Consider the following 20,034-nt stretch of genomic DNA (forward strand, 5'->3'; position numbering starts at 1 on the left):
TCACAACAAGCACTTAGCGCACTATCCTAGAAGTGGCTAAAAAAAAATACTGTGTGAAATCAAGAAATTGCAGGGCGCATTAAAAGTGAATTGTTATAAAAATGCGCGCAAGCGACTCTTGCCAAGGATTCAACATCCTTAACAATTGCTTTCAAATGTACGAAATCGGTGCAATTGGTGGCGAACGCCGGGGGAAGTGTGAGACAGGCCTATAGGCCGGATTCTGTATGCCAGCGGGAACCCGCTGGCCGGCAATCATTCCTCTGGACCGACCATTACTGGCCGGTTCTAGCTACCTACCCGCATACTGAGACGAGCCGCCTCTCGGGCTAAAAGCCTGCGTATGCCTATTTGGTATTGCTCCGGGTAGAGGTTACCGCGTTTCACCCCACAGCACTTTGCACCGAAGTACAAGAAAACACGGAAGTCGCCGTATCTGTGCCTGCTTGCGCAAGCCCTTGCTGTGGTCTCGTCTCTGTGGCCCTGGTCCTCGGCTCGTCTGGCGTGATGCCACACTTGCCGGACGGCTGTTAGCCGCTACCCTGCTCTATGGAGTCCGGACCTTCCTCGATACTTGGTACCGCGACTGCCCAGCCTGCCTCACAGATGCATTGTAACCTGCGACAATAGAGAAATTCGCAGGACGCGCTGATTTATCTGGAGTCTTATGTCCACCAATCTGATTTCCCTGACCGATGCCCAATTGGCATTCGGCCACCATGCTTTGCTGGACCATGCCGATCTGGTCATTCAAAGCAACGAACGTATCGGTCTGATCGGGCGCAATGGTGCTGGCAAATCGTCACTTTTGAAAATTCTGGATCAACGTCAAGCTCCCGACGATGGTCAGGTCAAACGACTGGGCGGGCTGAAAGTAGCCACCGTCGAACAAGAACCGGAGCTGGATCCGAATCTGAGCATTTACGATTTGCTGTGTGGCGATTTCACCGAAGCCGAAGACTGGCAACGCCCTGCCCGCGTCAACGCCCTGATCGACAAGCTGGGCTTGAATCCGGATGCACTGGCTGGCAGCTTGTCGGGCGGACAGCGTAAACGCGTCGCCCTGGCCAATGCCCTGGTGAACGAACCCGACCTGCTCTTGCTGGACGAACCCACCAACCACCTGGACTTTGACGGCATTCTTTGGCTGGAACAATTGCTGCTGGATTTCCGCGGCAGCGCGGTCATCATTACCCACGACCGCCGTTTCCTGGATGTGGTGGCAACGCGAATTGTCGAGCTGGATCGCGGCAAGTTGTTCAGTTTCCCCGGTAACTTCAGCCAATGGCAGGAACGCAAGGCTGAATACCTGGAAGCAGAGAAGCAACAAAATGCCAAATTCGACAAATTTCTGGCCCAGGAAGAAGTCTGGATTCGCAAAGGCGTGCAAGCCCGCCGCACCCGAGATGAAGGTCGTGTTCGCCGCCTGGAACAATTGCGCCGTGATCGTGCCGAGCGACGCGAGCGCTCGGGCGACGTCAAATTCGCCATTTCCGAAGGCCAGCGCTCCGGCAAACTGGTCGCTGAACTGCAAGATGTCACACACGGCTACGACGATCGCATCCTGATCAAGGATTTCTCCACCGTGCTGATGCGCGGAGACCGTATTGGCCTGATCGGCCACAACGGCGCCGGCAAAACCACACTGCTACGCATCATGCTGGGTTTGCAAGAGCCTAATTCTGGCACTGTACGCCACGGTACCAAACTAAACATTGGCTACTTTGACCAAATGCGCAGTCGCCTGGACGAAAACGCCACTCTGGCGGACACCATCAGCCCCGGCAGTGAGTGGGTGGAAATTGGCAATCAGCGCAAGCACATCATGAGCTACCTGGAAGACTTCCTGTTCCCGGCAGCCCGCGCTCACTCCCCGGTACGCAGTCTGTCTGGCGGTGAACGTGCCCGACTGGCGCTGGCCCGCATGTTTGCCCAACCTACTAATGTATTAGTACTGGACGAACCGACCAACGACCTGGATATCGAAACTCTGGAGCTGCTGGAAGACCTGATTCAGGATTACACGGGCACCGTGCTGCTGGTCAGCCACGACCGTACCTTTCTGGATAACGTGGTCACCCAGGTGATTGCAGCCGAAGGCGACGGCCATTGGGGCGAGTATGTGGGTGGCTACGACGAGTGGCTGGCACAACGCCCGCAAGCCAAAGCCGAGACACCGGCAGCCAGCACTCCAACTCCCGCCGCTACTGAAAAACCTGCTGCAGAGCGCAACAACAAGGCTAACAAGCCTGGCCGTCTGGCCCCGTGGGAAGAAAAGGAACTGGACGCGCTGCCCGAGAAAATTGCAGCCATAGAAAGCCAGCAAGCCGAACTGGCAGAACAGCTGAGCGCACCGGATCTGTATAAAGATGGCTCTGCTCGAGCCGACGAGATCAACCAACAACTGGATCAGCTCAACACTGACCTGGAGCAGTTATTTGAGCGTTGGGAAAAGTTGGAAGAAAAGCGCTTGGCCAGCTAAAGGGAGACAGAGGAATCAGGGATTCAGCCCGGTAAAGCCGAACTGATCCTCCGGTTCCTCCTCAATCCGGGCAATGCGCTGACAATCGACCATGATCGGTTCGAGTACCGTGCAACAACACGGCAGAACCTCGCCTGGGCCGACATACGCTAAAGGCTGCTCTTTATAAGCAACCTTTCCATACACAAGAGGAATACGGCAGGAGCCGCAATAGCCGCTCCTGCATTGATACTCAACCTGATGGCCGGTTCGTTCCAAACCTTCCAACAAAGTTTCGCCGTCCCGCAACTGAAAGTCATGATCAGTTGTCCGGACTTGACTCATAACTCGATACCGTCGAAATCGCCAGCCGACACGGCCGAGTCGATCTGACCGACCAGGTAAGAGCTCAGTTCCACCTCTTGAGGTGCCACCTGCACGGTGTCCGAGGACAGCCAGGTGTTGATCCAGGGAATGGGGTTGTGTTTGACGGACTCAAACGCAGGCTTCAGGCCCACAGCACCCATACGGATATTGGTGATGTATTCCACGTACTGTCCCAGAATGTCCTTGTTCAGACCAATCATGGAACCGTCGCGGAACAGGTAATCCGCCCACTGTTTCTCCTGCTCGGCTGCGTCTTTGAACATATCAAAGCAGACCGGCTCCAGTTCGCGGGCAATCTGAGCGAACTCGGGATCATCGCTACCGGAACGCAGAATATTGATGATGTGTTGCGTACCAGTCAGGTGCAACGCTTCATCACGCGCAATCAAGCGAATGATCTTGGCATTACCTTCCATCAACTTGCGCTCGGCAAAAGCGAAGGAGCAGGCAAAGCTGACGTAAAAGCGGATGGCCTCAAGAATATTGACGCTCATCATGCACAGGTACAGCTTCTTCTTCAGCTCGTAGACGCTTAGCGTGCGGGTTTCACCGTTGATCTCATGCTCGCCCGCGCCCAGTTGGGCATACAGCATGGTGTCGCTGATCAGATCGTCGTAGTACGAAGAAATATCGGCCGCACGCAGCTGAATGTTTTCGTTACGCACGATGTCGTCAAAAATAACGGACGGATCATTGGCAATATTGCGAATGATGTGCGTGTACGAGCGCGAGTGAATTGTCTCGGAGAAAGCCCAGGTTTCAATCCAGGTTTCCAGCTCCGGAATCGATACCAGAGGCAGGAAGGCCACGTTGGGGCTGCGGCCCTGAATGGAGTCCAGCAAGGTCTGATATTTCAGGTTGCTGATGAAAATATGCTTTTCGTGGTCAGGCAGGTTCTGGTAGTCGATCCGGTCCTGGGTGATGTCCACTTCTTCTGGACGCCAGAAGAAGGACAACTGCTTTTCAATCAGCTTTTCAAAAATCGGATATTTTTGCTGGTCGTAGCGAGCCACGTTAACCGGCTGCCCAAAGAACATGGGTTCTTTGAGCTGGTCGTTATCCGTTTTAGAAAAAGTACTATAGGTAGTCATGATGCTATTTACCCTTGCTTAGATCTTGCACGCGCCGCCTGCGCAACCGTCGTCCTCTACTTCGCCATGCGAATCATCGGCACCGTCGCGGGTGTTGTGGTAGTACAAGGTCTTCACACCGTATTTGTAGGCCAGTAGCAAGTCCTTGAGCAGTTGCTTCATCGGTACGCGACCACCCTCGAACCGCTGTGGGTCATAGTTGGTGTTCGCAGAGATCGACTGGTCAACGAACTTCTGCATCACGCCAACCAACTTCAGGTAGTCGTCGTTACCGGGCATTTGCCACAGCAACTCGTACTGATCCTTATATTTTTCAAATTCGGGCACCACCTGACGCAAGATGCCGTCCTTGGACTGCTTGACGGACACCAGGCCACGCGGAGGCTCAATACCATTGGTGGCATTGGCAATCTGGCTGGAGGTTTCCGAAGGCATCAAGGCGGTCAGGGTGGAGTTGCGCAGACCGTGCTTGACGATGTCAGCACGCAGGGCTTCCCAGTCCAGGTGCAGCGGCTCGTTGCAAATACCGTCTACATCTTTCTTGTAGGTGTCGGTAGGCAGCAGTCCCTTGGCATAGGTTGTTTCGTCAAAGGCGTCGCAAGGACCGTATTCACGCGACAACTGTACCGAAGCCTTCAACAGGTAGTACTGGATGGCTTCAAAGGTACGGTGGGTCAGGCCCAACGCTGCCGGGTCGGAGTAACGGGTGCCGTTCTTGGCCAGGTAGTAAGCGTAGTTGATGACGCCAACGCCCAGGGAGCGACGCTTGTTGGTTGCGTTCAGTGCAGCCTTGACCGGGTAGTCCTGATAGTCCAGCAAAGCATCCAGAGCGCGAACAATCAGTTCAGCCAGACCGTCCAGCTCGTCCAGGGACTCCAGAGCACCCAGATTGAAAGCCGACAGCGTGCACAGCGCGATTTCACCTTCGGGATCGTTCAGATCGTTCAAAGGCTTGGTGGGCAGGGCAATTTCCATGCACAGGTTGGACTGGCGCACGGGAGCGCGGTCGGCCTGGAATGGGCTGTGCGTGTTGCAGTGGTCCACGTTCTGAATGTAGATACGGCCGGTGCTGGCACGCTCTTGCATCAGCAGGGAGAACAGCTCCACAGCAGGCAGGCTGCGCTTGCGGATGGCGGGATCTTGTTCGTACATCTCGTACAGACGCTCGAACTCGTCCTGGTCGGCAAAGAAGGCTTCGTACAGACCGGGCACGTCATGAGGCGAGAACAGCGTGATATGGCTGCCCTTGATCAAGCGTTGGTACAGCAAGCGGTTGATCTGAACACCGTAGTCCAGGTGACGGATACGGTTTTCTTCTACACCACGGTTGTTCTTCAGAACCAGCAGTGTTTCCACTTCCAGGTGCCACATGGGGTAGAACAAGGTTGCCGCACCACCACGCACGCCGCCTTGCGAGCAGGACTTCACAGCGGCCTGGAACATCTTGAAGAAAGGCAGGCAGCCGGTGTGCTGAGCCTCACCACCGCGAATTTCGCTACCGACGGCGCGAATGCGACCACCGTTGATACCGATACCGGCGCGCTGCGATACGTAACGGACAATGGCGCTGGTCGTGGCATTGATGCTGTCCAGGCTGTCGTCACATTCGATCAGCACGCAAGAGCTGAACTGACGGGTGGGTGTGCGCACACCAGCCATGATGGGCGTGGGCAAGGAAATCTTGAATTGCGATACCGCGTCGTAAAAGCGCTTGATAAAGCCCAGGCGAGTGTCGGCAGGGTAACGGGCGAACAGGCACATGGCCACCAGCATGTACAGGAACTGGGGGCTTTCGTAAATGCGCTTGGTCACGCGGTTTTGAATCAGGTACTTGCCTTCCAGCTGCTTGACGGCACCGTAAGAGAAGTTCATGTCACGCCAGTGATCCAGATGGGCATCCAGCTCATCGAACTCGGCGCGCGTGTAGTCTTGCAGCAGATGCGGATCGTAGCGACCTTCCTTGGTTTGCAAGGTTACGTGATCGAACAGGCTTGGAGGTTCAAACTGACCAAAAGCGATTTTGCGCAAATGGAAAATCGCCAGACGGGCAGCCAGATATTGGTAGTCAGGCGTATCTTCGGAAATCAGATCCGCAGCCGACTTGATGATCGTTTCGTGGATGTCGCTAGTGCGAATGCCGTTATAGAACTGAATGTGAGAGCGCAGCTCTACTTGAGAGACGGACACATTACTCAGACCTTCAGCGGCCCAATCAACCACTCGGTGAATCTTGTCGAGGTTAATAGGTTCTGTACGGCCATCTCGTTTGGTGACCATTAGCTGTTCGGTTGATTGCATGTCAGTCTCTGAAATCGGGGGTGATTGACGGAAGACGCGGCTTTTGCAGCCGCCAGCGTCATTTGATGCACACCATATATAGTGTGATATTGGCGTCATTCTACTACATATAGCGGATTGAGCGAATAGCGGTTTTTGGACTGCAGAGCAGATTCGGCACATAAAAATGCAACTAAACTTTGCTCTGCTAACAATTTCCTATTGCGTCTGGAACTCTTGCACGCAGCGCAGCAAAGCCTCGCCATAGGCCTCTCTTTTACGTACGCCTATGCCTGTAATCGGCTCCAGATCAGCCTCTGAACTAGGGCAACGAATAGCCACTTCGCGCAAAGTGGCATCATGGAAAATGACATAGGCCGGCACACCATGTTCGCGTGCGGTAGCCGCACGCCAGGCGCGCAAAGCCTCGAACCGCCTCTGTTGGTCGGGTTCCAGAGCAGGTCCGGCAGGCGCCTGACCTTTTACTCGGTGTGCAGCCGGTCCACGTGTTACGGTTTCGCGCCGCAACATCAAGGTCCGCGCCCCTTTGAGCACTTCACGGCTGGCCTCGGTCAGCAACAAGGTGCCGTAGCCTTCCGGGTCCACCGTGACCAAGCTATGCGCCAGCAACTGGCGCAGCACCCCGCGCCAGGCCTGGTCGGTCAATTCCTTGCCCACACCAAAGACAGTAAGCTTGTCGTGTTCATGCTCTTTGACACGATCCGTCAACTTGCCCAGCAGAATATCGATCAGATGGCCGGCCCCGAAACGCTGACCACGTTCGCGCCACAATCTATAGATAGTGGAGAGCATTTTCTGCGCTGCCACTGTGCCATCCCAGGCTTCTGGCGCTTCCAGGCAGGTGTCGCAGTTACCGCAAGGTTCGATCTGCTGATCGAAATACGCCAACAAGCGCTGACGGCGGCAGGAAATGGTTTCGCATAGGCCCAACATGGCATCCAGCGCGTGCCCCTGCTGGCGTCGATGTGCCGCATCGCCTTGCGACTGGTTAATCATGCGATGTAATTGCACCACGTCCTGCAAGCCATAAGCCAGCCAGGCCGTGGCCACTTCGCCATCGCGCCCTGCCCGCCCGGTTTCCTGGTAATACCCTTCCACCGATTTGGGCAAGTCAATGTGGGCTACAAAACGCACATCCGGTTTATTGACGCCCATGCCAAAAGCAATGGTCGCCACCATGACCACTCCTTCTTCTCGAAGAAAACGGGCCTGGTTGATGGCACGTTGCTGCGCGTCCAGTCCTGCATGATAGGGCAAGGCATGAATACCGTTCTTGCACAGGAACTCGGCCGTGTCTTCCACGCGTGAACGCGACAGACAATACACAATCCCCGCATCCCCGGAGTGCTCCTCCTGAATGAAACTCAGGAGCTGCTTGCGCACTTCGTTCTTTTCGATGATGCGGTAGCAAATATTGGGACGATCAAAACTGGCAACAAAATGCCGGGCTTCTTCCAGCTTCAGGCGCTGAGCAATTTCTACCCGCGTCAACTGAGTGGCGGTAGCCGTCAAGGCAACCCGTGGCACACCTGGCCAACGCTGGGCCAGCAAATCCAGACCCAGATATTCAGGGCGAAAATCGTGCCCCCACTGCGATACGCAGTGAGCTTCGTCAATGGCAAACAGGGAAATCTGGCCGCGCGCGAGCAAATCCAGACAGCGGTCTGTCAGCAAGCGTTCAGGAGCCACATAGAGCAGATCCAACTGCCCCGTCAGAAATTCGCGCTCGACCTCGCGGGCTGTTTGCCAATCCTGGGTGGAGTTCAAATACGCCGCATTAACACCCAACTCATTGAGGGCGTCCACCTGATCCTGCATCAAGGCAATCAGGGGGGACACAACCACGCCGGTGCCGGGTCGCACCAAAGCAGGAATCTGGTAACAGAGCGACTTGCCGCCGCCGGTGGGCATCAAGACCAGGGCGTCGCCGCCTTGGATCAGGGTCTCGATAATCTCGTGCTGAGAACCACGAAAACTGTCATAACCAAAAACTTCCTGAAGAACCTCAAGTGCTGACTGGGCCATGCCGCCTGCTTAAAAAATCGGAATAGAAAAACGCAGCGCGATGTTCGACTGACGACTTTCCAGATGACGGCGAGCTTGCAAACCCACCCTAAGGTGGGGACTGTACCAGAACTGCTGCGTGACCCCAAGGTAGCGGTTCTCCCCCCCGGCAACTACCTGCTGCACCTCGTACTGAGTCTTCACTTCACCCCAGCGGCGCAGGGGCACGGACAGGCCGACAATCTGCCGACTGCTAGCCGCATCCACCTTCATGCCCTGGTAACGGCTCAAATCCAGAAAATTGTCCTGGTAGCGTTCACCCTGCCACTGCAGATGCAAATCATCCAGCACATCCAGGCCATAGGCTGCCTGATAACGCCAACCTTGCCCCACCGCATGGGAAGCTTTGGCCACGCTGGCCTGCCACACGCCAAAGTCCGGCGATCGATAGGTTGCACCCAGACCGGTCAGCCCAAAATCACGAGCGCTTTCCATCTGAGTATCAATACTGGTACGACTGGTGACATCGGTGCTGAGCATCAAGCTGCCGGCCGAAGAGCCATACACCAGATCCCCGTTATCCTGCTTGCCCGTCATATCCAGCGCGCCAACAGCCAGGGCATAACGCCATGGCCCGGCCGGGCCCTGCTCGAACTGCTGAGTGATATTGATACCGCCCAGTTCCACGGGCCGCGCCCAGTCCGGTGCGGTAACCGTGTCATTGCCCAGGGTCAGCTGCAGCCCGTCTTCATTCACATAGCGCCAGTTGCGCTCGCCAAACTGCCAGACCTGGTCGGGCGCACTGCTCAACCAGCGGGCACTCCAAATTGGAGAGGACTGCTGACTATATTGGATGGAGCGCGCCAGACTGGCGGTGCTGGCACCGCTCAGACTGAAATCGGAAAATGTGTAATCCATGGAGGCCGCTGGACTGAGCAAGTCCTGATCTCCTTGGCGATGCCACTGCGTAGCATCAAAAAATGGCTCCACAGGCGGGAGCTCCTGGGCCGGAATGGCCTGTGCCTCATCCACGCCATACACGCGGGTAGCAGACAAATTCTCCAGCCCAACACGATTTTGAGCGGTGGCCAATGGAACAGCGAACAGCATGGCAAGACCGACCAACAGCCCGCCTGCCAAGCCTCGCTGGCAAGCTTTTGTACGCATGATTTATGTCACAAAAAGAGTTTAGCGCCGGGCATCCAGCATCACTTCGCCGCTCGCATCCAGGGAGCGTTTGATGGCGGAGTATTTTTCCAGCACAGCAGACTTATAGACTACACCAATCAGACGACCCGAGCCGTCACCATTCAATACGGGCAGACGCTCTCCAGCAAAGCTCACAAAGTGTTCCTGAGCCTCGTCCAGACTCATGTTCGGGTAGAGCGTCTTGACGAAATCCATGCGCAGAATATCGCCCACCACACGCTCCTGGGCAGCGTTGTCGTCCAACAACATTCGAGTCAGGTCAGGCTGAGCAATCACACCTTGATAAACCTGCTCCTCGTTCACCACATACAAATAGCGCACGGGGTAGTCCAGAAACATCTGCAAGGCATCGCGCATTTGAGTAGTGGTGCTGACGACGGTATCAGCTGGACGTACCAGCTCGGCCAAGGTGGTGTGACGCAACTTGTGGCGCAGCAAGGCATCGCGCTCGCGCACCAGGGTGACTTCATACATGGCGACCTCGGCCACACCACGGGACACAAAATAAGCCATGACACAGGCCACAATCAAGGGCAGCACCAACTGATAGCTCAATGTCATTTCAAACAACATCAGTATGGCCATGAAGGGAGCGCTGGTGGCGGCCCCCAGAAACGCGCCCATGCCCACCAGGGTGAACAAGTACAACGGTAAATCCAGACCCGGCAAGATCAGCAAAGTCAGTTGACCAAACAAGGTGCCAAAGGCCGCGCCCACAAAGATGGCGGGGGTAAACACACCGCCGACAGCGCCCGAACCAACTGTCAGCCCTGTGGCCAGAACCTTGAACGCCAGGATAAGCAGCACGCTGTACCAGGCCCAGTCGCTGTGCAGCATGGAGGACACTACGCTAAAGCCATTACCGGCCACGCGCGGCATGACAATCAGCAAAAGTCCCAGCAACAAACCACCCAAAGCCAAGCGCAAAGGCAAACCCAGGCCAGTACGCTTGAACAGGGTGCGGAACAGATTCAACAATTTCAGGAAAGCGGGTGCAGCCAGACCAATCAGCACACCCAGGACCAGAAAGGGCAAGATGTCCCAACCCGCAACGGCCTGAACATTCGTCATTTCGTAAGGGGCGTGATAACCGCCCAGCATACGCATGGTCAGGTGAGCACTGACAGCCGCCATCAACAGGGGGCCAAAGCTGCTCATGGTCATGGTACCCAGCACAATCTCGGCCACAAACACGGCACCGGCGATCGGAGCGCCATAAGCGGCAGCTACACCGGCTGCGGCACCACAGGCCACCAGCAGGCGCAGACGGGCTTCACCAAACAAGGTGAAACGGCCTATCGCGGAAGCGGACAAGGAGGCCAGATGCACCATCGCCCCTTCGCGGCCGATCGAGCCGCCCGAGGCCACCGTCATCAAGGACGACAAGGATCGCAGCAGCCCCTGGCGAATGGACAAGCGGCCATCGCCAATGGCCACAGCTTCCATATAGTCAGAATTGCTTCCCGACGGCAGACGCCCTGCCAGCCATAGCAGGATACCGGCACACAAACCGCCCAAGGTGGGAAACAGGAGGCGCATGTACCAGGGCAGACTTTCCGTGACTGCGACGATCCCGCCGTGCTGACCCGTGATAACTTGCTGCACAAAGCGCATGCCCTGATGAAAGGCCAAAGTCGCCAAGGCACCCAAAATACCAGCCAAGACCGCCCAGGCCAGCATGGCGGGCATATCAGACAACCACTTGAAACCCTGCAGACGCTTGCGCATCGACAGCACGGAATGGGCAATCATAAAAAAGGTCAGCCTTTAAAGCTGGGCGGCAAAGGTGGGCGGGACAATCCAAACATGCGCCAGTACACCCACACGTTGAAAATCAGCACGATGGGCAAGGTAATCACAATCGCCGACAGGATCAGGCTCAGGGCTGGCACCCCGGCAGCGGCGTCCCAGATCGTCATCTCGTCCAGGATCAGATAGGGGAAGAAGCTGAACGCCAGCCCGGCCATGACGGACACCATCACGAACAGGGTCAGCAAAAAGGGCAAGGTCGTGGTGCGATAGCTGCTGTTGATCATGCGCTGCAGGCTCATTTCAATCGACACAAAGCAGCTGAGAATCAAGGCCCAGAGGAACAAGACCAAGCCCCAATACGGCCCGTCGCTCCATTTAAGCAGCACGCCGGCATTCACAAAGGCCAACACGACGGACACACCCACGGCACCGGCCGCAAACCAGCGTACCGAACGACGGCCCCAATTGACCGCTCGGGCACGCAGCTCGCCTGCTTCACGCATGATGAGCCAACTAGCACCTAGCAAGCAGTACGCGGCAATAGCGCAAAAGCCCATGAAGACAGAGAACCAGATATAACCGGCATCGCTCTGAAAGCCCACTACGACCTGCGCCAGCAACACACCATGGGAGAACGCCGTCAACCAGGACCCCAGGGCAAAACCCATTTGCCAGCGGGACTGACGCTCTACCGGCGCGCGCAGTCGGAATTCGAAAGAGACGGAACGGGCAAAAACGCCCACGCCCAGCGCACATAACGGTCCGTACAGGCCGCCCATCACCGCCCCCCAGGCTTTGGGGAAAGCGCAGACAAACAAACCCAGGCCAAGAAACAGCCAGAACTCGTTGGCATCGCGCCAGGGGCTCAGCAATGACAGCATGCGGGGACGCAAGGAGTCCGGTGCCAGCAAGGACAGACAGCCCACGCCAATATCGAAGCCGTCCAGAACCGTCCCGGCCACAATAATCAAAAAGAACAGGGCCAGAAACGCCAGCGGCATCCAGAACGCCGGATCATGGGCGCCCAGGCCCAACGCATTTGCAAAAGAGTCAATCATGCCCGCCCCCGATGTCGCGCGATCGGTACCACACCAAAACGAACGGCATGTCGCAACTTCTGGAAAAAACCAATCATGCACAAGATGTAGACCAGGCCGTAACTCAGCAAACCCAGCCCGACGGTAAAGACGCTCTCGGTGCTTTGCACTTGCACGGCCTGAATATCGTTACCGACCAGATAAGGCAAAAAGCCCAACAAGACGTAGGCTGCGCCACCCAGCAACATGATCCAGCCCAACACCGAGGCGACCACCATGAGCTGACGTTCTCTATAAGAAAGAGAGTGCGGGTCCAGGCCATAACGGCGAGTGCGCAACAAGACCCACAGCAGCAGGAACAGCATCAAGGCTCCTGCCAGCACGGCTACACGGAAGGACCAGAAGGTCAGGGTGACGGGCGGCATGGCGTCGGAAAACTGATCCAGACCCATCAAAATGCCACTGTCATTACGACCCAACCAGCATCCACCTGCATGAGACCAGCGCAGCACACCCAGAACACTGTCCTGCATGGCGGAGGGCGCCGCCACCAGAATCAAATCAGGCTGCGAGCCGCTTTCCCAGTACGCCGCCGCAGCCGCTGCCTTGGCAGGCTGATGCTCCGCAGTCATGAAACCATTGCCTATCACGGCGAGGATCAGGGCCAGCCAAGCCACCCCGCCCAGAAACAGGGCACTGCGAAAGGCCAGACGCTCCTGGTCGGTAACCGGCTTTTGCATGGTCTGGGCGCAGGTTACACCCAACATGAAAAAGGCCACCGTCAGCAAACTGCCTGCAAACAAAAGACCGGCATACCAGGGCAAGGCGGGCGTGCTGAGCACATCCAGCCATTCCATCACCACATAATGGCCTTCAATCACATCGACACCCGTTGGCACCTGCATCCAGGCCACAATCGCCACCAGCCAGAACGCCGTGACGGTAACGCCCAGGGCCACCATCAGCACCACCACGGTATGAACCAGATTGGACAGCATGCGCTGGGCAAACAGCATCACACCCAAAAAGCAGGATTTGAAAATGAACAAGGACAGCATGGAGGCGGCCAGCATGGGACCGATAACATCACCCACCTGCTCCATCAGGCCCGGCCAGACACTGCCAAACTGAAGCAGCACGGGCATGGACGCCGCAAAGCTTAAAATAAACGCCAGCGCAAACAGACGCACCCAAAAACGGTACGCCCCCATCCAGGCCGCCGCTGTGTTGCCAAAGGTTCTGATCTTGAAATACAGCAACACCCAGGCCAGTCCCAGCTCCAGGGCCAGAAACAGCAGCATGAAGCCCAGGCTAAGGAAAAACTGGGCATGAGACAGAGAAAGGGCGGAGTGCGTCATAATGAGCGCTAGTGTAGGGTGAATTGGCCTGCAAACGCCACCATACTACCCCAAGTTCTTCCCTGATTTTTTAGAACCCGTTCATGGGGTAAATACCCCTCTAAAACAAGAACGTGGCAAAATGGCCGATTAGTCTGTCGGCTTCTTTATTTCAAACGTGTATGACCTCTGACACCACTCCCGCTCCCGTATCTAATTTTCTGCGCACGATCATCGACCAGGATCTGAGCGCTGGCCGTTACGCACAAAAATCCTGGGCCGGTCAGCCAGGCCCGGCCAGTACCCAGGAAGGGGCGGCTGTTGATGCCGCGCGTATCCGTACGCGCTTTCCCCCCGAGCCCAACGGCTATCTGCACATTGGGCACGCTAAAAGTATCTGTTTGAACTTCGGACTGGCCAGCGACTACCAAGGTGCCTGCCACCTGCGCTTTGACGACACCAATCCTGAAAAAGAAGAACAGGAGTACGTGGACGCCATTATCGACATGGTGAAATGGCTGGGCTTTGACTGGACCTTCAATAAAGAAGAGAACCTGTACTTTGCCAGCGACTACTTCGACTATATGTACCAGTTCGCCGAAGCCCTGGTGAACGCGGGCCATGCCTACGTTGACGAGCAAAGCGCCGAAGAAATGCGTGCCAACCGTGGCACCCTGACTGAAAAAGGCGTGAACTCGCCCTGGCGCGACCGCCCTGCCCAGGAGTCCATCAAGCTGCTGCGCGAAATGCGCGACGGCAAGCACCCCGATGGCAGCATGGCCCTGCGCGCCAAGATCGATATGGGCTCGCCCAATATCAATATGCGCGACCCGGTCATGTACCGTATCCGCCATGCAGAACACCATCGCACTGGCGACAAATGGTGTATCTACCCCATGTACAGCTGGGCGCACCCTGTGGAAGACGCGCTCGAGCGCATCACCCACAGTCTGTGTACCCTGGAATTTGAAGACCAGCGTCCCTTCTATAACTGGATTCTGGAACGCCTGGTCGAACTGGGGCAGTTGTCCGACCCGCTGCCCAAGCAGTACGAGTTCTCGCGTCTGAACCTGTCCTATGTGGTCACCAGCAAGCGCAAGTTGCGCCAGCTGGTTCAGGAAAACCACGTATCGGGCTGGGACGATCCGCGCATGCCTACCCTGGCCGGTTTGCGCCGCCGTGGTTACAGCGCCGGTGCCATCCGCCTGTTCACCGACCGCCTGGGTGTGTCCAAGGCAGCCCAACACGTGGACTACAGCCTGCTGGAACAAGCCCTGCGCGATGATCTGGACCCGGTGGCCGACCGCAGCGTTGCCATTCTGGACCCGATCGAACTGATCATTACCAATTACCCGGAAGGCCAAAGCGAGCTGTGTCACGCACCGCGCAACCCACACAATCCGGAGGCCGGCCAACGCGAGTTCCCCTTCTCCGGTCGCCTGTACATCGAGCGCGAGGACTTCAAGGAAGAGCCACCCAAAAAGTACTTCCGCCTGTTCCCCGGCAATACCGTGCGTCTGAAGTACGGCTATGTCGTGCGTTGCACCGGCTGCGTCAAGGACGAGCAAGGCAATGTCACCCAGGTTTTGGCGGAATACCTGCCCGACACCAAGAGCGGCACGCCCGGTGCGGACTCGGTCAAGGTCAAGGGCAATATCACCTGGATCAGCGCCGAGCACGCGATTGCCGCCGAGATTCGTCTGTACGACCGTCTCTTTGCCCACCCTCAGCCCGATGCAGCCGACCAGGACTTCCTGGAGCACATCAACCCGAACTCGCTGCGCGTGATTCAAGGTTGGCTGGAACCCGGCACCAAGGCTACGCCCGATGCCCGCTGGCAGTTTGAACGCCTGGGCTACTTTGTGGCGGACCGTGTGGACTCCACGCCAGAAAAACCCGTTCTTAACCGTACTACGACTCTGAAAGACACTTGGGTCTAAGGCTATTGACGTGAACGATCAGACTCATGCCAAAGGGCCGCAGGCCCTGGATTTCAAAAGCGCCACGCTGTACGCCGTGCGGGTGGTGCTGCGTTCGGCTGACACGGCCGAGCAGTTAGCCGCTCTGTCTCAACGCATGAAAGACGCTGGCTCCTTCTTTGAGGACGAACCCGTCGTCATTGATGCCAGCGCTATTGATGCGCCGGTGGATTGGGCCACCCTGGTTGCCGCTTTGCGTGAGCACAAGCTGCACCCGGTGGGTATCATTGCCCACCCTGACCATGCCGATAACGCCATCGACAGCGGCTTGCCGCATGTGGAGTTGTCCAATCCGCCAGCCCGCCCCCAAACCCAGGCCGCACCGGACAAGGAAGTGCCCGTGTTGTCGCAAGCCGCCCAGCAAGAAGCACCCGCGGCGGTCGCCCCGCCACCGCCCGCTATTGCTCCGGCTGCGCTCATCATCAACCGTCAGCTGCGTTCCGGCCAGCGCATCTACGCGCGCCACACGGATCTGATCGTGATCGGGGCGGTCAGCCAGGGTGCAGAAGTGGTAGCCGATGGCAATATCCACGTCTACGGTCCGCTGCGCGGCAAGGCCATGGCTGGTGCCCGTGGCGATGCAAAAGCACGCATCTTCACCACCGAGCTGGACCCGGAACTGATTGCCATTGCCGGTGTGTATCGCATTATTGAAACGCGACTGGATGCACAGCTACGCAACAAGCCCGTTGTCGTCACGCTGGAAGAAGATACGCTCAGATTTGATCCTCTGAGCTCCTAGCAGTACAAGGCGCCGGCTTTTGCCGGCGCTTTTTATAGAGGCTTGCACTGAGAGCCCGCATGAGAGCAAGCAAGTGCAAGCGCAACCGTGTAAGCTGACACGGAACAAAGCAATTGATATGTTTTGTTTCTAAGCAGTAGGCTAAGTGGCAGAACGGATGTCAAAATTAGGCCCGTTATGCTTTACGATTATGTGACTTGAAAAACAAAGGAATCCGATTGTCATGGCGCGTATAGTTGTAGTGACCTCCGGCAAGGGTGGCGTGGGCAAAACCACCACCAGTGCCAGTTTTGCATCTGGTCTTGCGATGCGCGGTCACAAGACCGTGGTCATCGACTTTGACGTTGGCTTGCGCAACCTGGACTTGATCATGGGTTGCGAGCGACGCGTGGTGTATGACTTCGTCAACGTGATCCAGGGCGAAGCCACATTGAACCAGGCCCTGATCCGTGACAAGCAGCTGGAAAATCTGTTCATCCTGCCCGCTTCCCAGACGCGTGACAAAGACGCGCTGACCCGCGAAGGTGTGGAAAAAGTACTGGAAGAGCTCAAGGGCATGGGTTTTGAATACATTGTGTGCGACTCGCCCGCAGGTATCGAAACCGGCGCCTTGATGGCCTCCTACTTCGCAGATGATGCGCTGGTTGTGACCAACCCCGAAGTGTCCTCAGTTCGTGACTCGGACCGCATCCTGGGCATTCTGGCCGCCAAATCGCGACGTGGTGAACAGGGCAAAGAGCCCATCAAAGAATATTTGTTGTTGACCCGTTATAGCCCCAAACGCGTGTCGGACGGCGAGATGCTGTCCTTGCAAGACGTTGAAGATATCTTGCGCATCAAGCTGATTGGTGTCACCCCCGAGTCGGAAACCGTGCTGCAAGCATCCAACCAAGGAGTACCCGTTATCCATATCAAGGAAAGTGATGTGTCCCAGGCCTATCAGGACATCGTAGATCGTTACCTGGGTGGCGAAAAACCATTGCGTTTTGTGGATTACGAAAAGCCAGGTCTGTTCAAGCGCCTGTTCGGAGGAAAGTAATATGTCTTTCCTGTCCTTCCTGCTCGGTCACAAGAAAACGTCGGCAACAGTTGCCAAGGACCGTCTGCAACTGATCCTTATTAACGAACGTGGCCAAGGGGGTGTTGCCCCGGACTACTTGCCCCGCTTGCAGAAAGAGCTGGTCGAAGTGATCTCGCGCTACGTGAAGATTAATCCCGATGACATCAAGGTGAACCTTGATCGCCAGGACTCGCTGGAAGTGCTGGAAGTCAAAATCGAAATGCCGCAAATTGATGCCAGCACGCTGGAAAACAAGTAAAGCGTCGCTGACAGAAAAACTTTGCTGCTTGAAATGGCCATCCCTTGCGGATGGCCATTTTCATGGCTGCTGCCTATACCAAAAGCAAGCCGCAAAACACCTGCAACGAGCAGCGCAATGCGGCTAGGCGGCTAATAGATCAGGTACAATTTTCCCTTGGTAATCGGCCCGTTCCGATTTTTCTTCGCGCCAGAGATGGCAAGTAGTGCCATCGATGCCCCCTGAGGCCTGGCTTATTGACCCATGCGGAGGGAATCATGACCGAGCTCGGTCAGATGGCACGTCTTGTGCCCGCTCACCCCCAGCTTCCTGTTAGCGCCTATTTCGACCACGCTCTGTTCGAGCGCGAACAAGAGCGTATTTTTCAGCAGTCGGCCTTGTACGTTGGCAATGAAAAACTTGTTCCCGAACCCGGCGACTGGCGCACCTTGATCCAGGAAAACGCTGCCCGTACTCTGATACGCAGCCAACACGGCGTAGAACTGCTCTCGAACGTCTGCAGGCATCGCCAGGCCCTGATGCTTGGTGGCATGCCCGGCCAGCCCAATCAGGCCAACCACGGCTCCCTGAGCAGCACAGGCGGCAATATTGTCTGCCCCCTGCACAACTGGACCTATAACGCGCAAGGCGACTTGCTGGCGGCTCCCCGTTTCAAGGACAAACCCTGTCTGAACCTGGAACGCTACCCCTTGCAAGATTGCCATGGCCTGCTGTTTGAAGGCCCGCGCGATCCAGCCCAGGATATGGCCGCCTTGTTCAGCCGACCTGAATTCGACTTTCAGGACTATGTGCTGGATCACGTCGAAATCCACCAGTGCAACTACAACTGGAAGACCTTTATCGAGGTCTATCTGGAGGACTATCACGTCGCCCCCTTCCACCCCGGTCTGGGTCAGTTCGTGACCTGTGATGACCTGGAGTGGGAGTTCAGCGACTGGTATAGCCTGCAACGAGTCGGCGTGCATCAGGCCCTGGCTAATCCAGGCTCACCTACCTATCGCCAATGGCATGACAATCTGCTGGCCTACCGCCAGGGCGAAGCACCGGATTTCGGTGCCGTCTGGGTAACCTACTTCCCCACCCACATGATCGAGATCTATCCGCATGTGCTGGTGCTCTCTACGCTGTACCCCAAGGGGCCGCAGGAAACCATGAATGTGGTGGAGTTCTACTACCCGGAAGACATCGTGGCCTTCGAGCGTGACTTTGTGCAAGCACAACGCGCCGCCTATATGGAAACGGCCATAGAAGATGATGAGATTGCCGAACGTATGGATGCCGGCCGCCGCGCCTTGATGGAGCGTGGGGTCTGCGAGGTAGGCCCCTACCAGTCACCGCTGGAAGACGGCATGAAGCACTTTCACGAATGGTATCGCTCCATGATGGACGAGCGGCACCACCCGTAAGACATCACCGCAAGCCTGCTTACTGCCCTAAGCAAGAAAAAAGCCTCAAAGCCGGGAGGGATCTCCCAGGCTTTGAGGCTTTTAATCCGATGAGCGTTTCAGCTCAATCAGAGAATTTGAATTTAGCGGTTCTTGCCGATCTGATCGCCGATCACGCCACCAATCGCTGCGCCACCGACCGTACCCAGAATGCCGCCGTCAGTAATCACTGCACCGGCAACACCACCCAGACCCGCGCCGGTTACGGCACCCTTTTGACGTTTGCTCATACCATCCCAGGAAGAGCAGCCCGCCATCACGACGGCCAGAACCGTGGCCATACCCACTTTAGTGATAGTCGTCATTTTCATCCGTAAACCTCCGTGAAGTATCCGTGCTTAACACGGCATTAAAGTCTATCTTCACCCTACGGAGCCAATTAGTCCAGACCCTATTGTTAGGCAACGCAACAGATGTAATTCAGCTTTTGTTCAGTTTATTTGATCAAAGCCAGAACCTGCTTGAATACAGGGTTAGCCGGCGTTTCCAGCCATTCAAACATGGCCATTTCGGCGCTAACGCGCTCCAATCCATGCATCGCCCAGCGATCCCAGGCGGCTTGTCGGGACTCGGGATGGCGCGAGCCTACGCAGTCCCCGACCAGCACAGGTTCATAACCGCGCTCCATCAAACCCAGGCCAGTTTGTAACACACACACGTGAGACTCTGTACCCAGTAACAAGACTCGTGTGCGCCCTACCGGCAAGGCAGGCAAAAAATCGGCTTCGCGCGTGGCATCGAAGTGGGTTTTATGCAGCACTTTATCAATATGTGGCAACAAAGAAGCATCGGTTGGGCCGATTTTCTCGGCCCAATGCTCGGTTGCCAGCACCGGCACCCCTAAAAGACGCGCCGCCTGTGCCAGCTTCCCGGCCCGTTCGACCAAGGCTTGGTGGTCTGCAATGGCGGGCAGGAGCCCCGTTTGCATATCCACAATCAGGACGAAAGACTGGTGAGCATTGAGCACAGGCAT

The 20,034-nt window shown here is 56.5% G+C and carries 16 protein-coding genes and 1 other RNA gene; 6 read left to right on the forward strand and 11 right to left on the reverse strand.

What is annotated here, in order from left to right; translation table 11 throughout:
- Positions 1-196: 196 nt before the first annotated feature.
- Positions 197-602: RNase P RNA component class A (gene rnpB, locus M2Q46_RS10145), an RNA gene on the reverse strand.
- Positions 603-667: 65 nt separating this feature from the next.
- Here rnpB and M2Q46_RS10150 point away from each other — a divergent pair.
- Entirely contained in the window at positions 668-2,482 is a 1,815-nt protein-coding gene (locus tag M2Q46_RS10150) for an ATP-binding cassette domain-containing protein (protein WP_083054110.1), read from the forward strand.
- A 15-nt stretch (positions 2,483-2,497) separates the two neighbouring features.
- Here the strand turns inward: M2Q46_RS10150 and yfaE are convergent, their stop codons facing one another.
- From yfaE to M2Q46_RS10190, 8 genes are all read right to left on the reverse strand, one after another.
- Positions 2,498-2,806: a class I ribonucleotide reductase maintenance protein YfaE gene (gene yfaE / locus M2Q46_RS10155; RefSeq protein ID WP_009455057.1), complete on the reverse strand. Its 309-nt coding sequence runs from the start codon at positions 2,804-2,806 to the stop codon at positions 2,498-2,500.
- Positions 2,803-3,939 (reverse strand): class Ia ribonucleoside-diphosphate reductase subunit beta, encoded by a 1,137-nt coding sequence (nrdB, locus tag M2Q46_RS10160; RefSeq protein ID WP_026485169.1) that lies wholly within the window; start codon positions 3,937-3,939, stop codon positions 2,803-2,805. The genes yfaE and nrdB overlap by 4 nt, the downstream gene beginning before the upstream one ends.
- Positions 3,940-3,957: 18 nt before the next feature.
- A complete protein-coding gene (nrdA, locus tag M2Q46_RS10165) occupies positions 3,958-6,237 on the reverse strand; it encodes a class 1a ribonucleoside-diphosphate reductase subunit alpha (RefSeq protein WP_035271093.1) in 2,280 nt (759 codons plus the stop codon).
- 198 nt (positions 6,238-6,435) lie between these two features.
- Positions 6,436-8,262, reverse strand: coding sequence for a DNA helicase RecQ (gene recQ / locus M2Q46_RS10170; RefSeq protein ID WP_302357183.1), 1,827 nt, complete (start codon positions 8,260-8,262; stop codon positions 6,436-6,438).
- 9 nt (positions 8,263-8,271) lie between these two features.
- Complete coding sequence (locus M2Q46_RS10175; protein ID WP_035271098.1) at positions 8,272-9,408, reverse strand: hypothetical protein; 1,137 nt, start codon at positions 9,406-9,408, stop codon at positions 8,272-8,274.
- Between the two features lie 21 nt (positions 9,409-9,429).
- Positions 9,430-11,202: a ClcB-like voltage-gated chloride channel protein gene (locus tag M2Q46_RS10180; RefSeq protein ID WP_302357185.1), complete on the reverse strand. Its 1,773-nt coding sequence runs from the start codon at positions 11,200-11,202 to the stop codon at positions 9,430-9,432.
- Between the two features lie 8 nt (positions 11,203-11,210).
- Positions 11,211-12,260, reverse strand: a complete 1,050-nt coding sequence (locus M2Q46_RS10185) for a cytochrome d ubiquinol oxidase subunit II (protein WP_009455069.1) — start codon at positions 12,258-12,260, stop codon at positions 11,211-11,213.
- Positions 12,257-13,597 (reverse strand): cytochrome ubiquinol oxidase subunit I, encoded by a 1,341-nt coding sequence (locus M2Q46_RS10190; RefSeq protein ID WP_302357186.1) that lies wholly within the window; start codon positions 13,595-13,597, stop codon positions 12,257-12,259. The genes M2Q46_RS10185 and M2Q46_RS10190 overlap by 4 nt, the downstream gene beginning before the upstream one ends.
- 161 nt (positions 13,598-13,758) lie before the next feature.
- Here M2Q46_RS10190 and M2Q46_RS10195 point away from each other — a divergent pair, with 161 nt between their 5' ends.
- The 5 genes from M2Q46_RS10195 (at position 13,759) to M2Q46_RS10215 (ending at position 19,022) form a co-directional block, all read left to right on the forward strand.
- Positions 13,759-15,516 carry a glutamine--tRNA ligase/YqeY domain fusion protein gene (locus M2Q46_RS10195; RefSeq protein WP_035271102.1) on the forward strand — a complete coding sequence of 586 codons (1,758 nt, stop codon included), beginning with the start codon at positions 13,759-13,761 and terminating at the stop codon, positions 15,514-15,516.
- A gap of 10 nt (positions 15,517-15,526) precedes the next feature.
- Positions 15,527-16,297 (forward strand): septum site-determining protein MinC, encoded by a 771-nt coding sequence (minC, locus tag M2Q46_RS10200; RefSeq protein WP_026485162.1) that lies wholly within the window; start codon positions 15,527-15,529, stop codon positions 16,295-16,297.
- A 223-nt stretch (positions 16,298-16,520) separates the two neighbouring features.
- Positions 16,521-17,336 carry a septum site-determining protein MinD gene (gene minD, locus M2Q46_RS10205; protein ID WP_009455077.1) on the forward strand — a complete coding sequence of 272 codons (816 nt, stop codon included), beginning with the start codon at positions 16,521-16,523 and terminating at the stop codon, positions 17,334-17,336.
- Between the two features lies 1 nt (position 17,337).
- Positions 17,338-17,616, forward strand: a complete 279-nt coding sequence (minE, locus tag M2Q46_RS10210; protein ID WP_009455079.1) for a cell division topological specificity factor MinE — start codon at positions 17,338-17,340, stop codon at positions 17,614-17,616.
- Positions 17,617-17,873: 257 nt separating this feature from the next.
- Positions 17,874-19,022, forward strand: a complete 1,149-nt coding sequence (locus M2Q46_RS10215) for an aromatic ring-hydroxylating dioxygenase subunit alpha (RefSeq protein WP_302357187.1) — start codon at positions 17,874-17,876, stop codon at positions 19,020-19,022.
- A gap of 122 nt (positions 19,023-19,144) precedes the next feature.
- Here the strand turns inward: M2Q46_RS10215 and M2Q46_RS10220 are convergent, their stop codons facing one another.
- Positions 19,145-19,372, reverse strand: a complete 228-nt coding sequence (locus M2Q46_RS10220) for a glycine zipper 2TM domain-containing protein (RefSeq protein ID WP_035271107.1) — start codon at positions 19,370-19,372, stop codon at positions 19,145-19,147.
- Between the two features lie 125 nt (positions 19,373-19,497).
- Positions 19,498-20,034, reverse strand: a complete 537-nt coding sequence (locus tag M2Q46_RS10225) for an isochorismatase family protein (RefSeq protein ID WP_009455085.1) — start codon at positions 20,032-20,034, stop codon at positions 19,498-19,500.

The sequence above is a fragment of the Alcaligenes sp. YSL9 genome, from assembly GCF_030515105.1.
In the GTDB taxonomy this organism is placed as follows: Bacteria; Pseudomonadota; Gammaproteobacteria; order Burkholderiales; family Burkholderiaceae_B; genus Alcaligenes; species Alcaligenes phenolicus.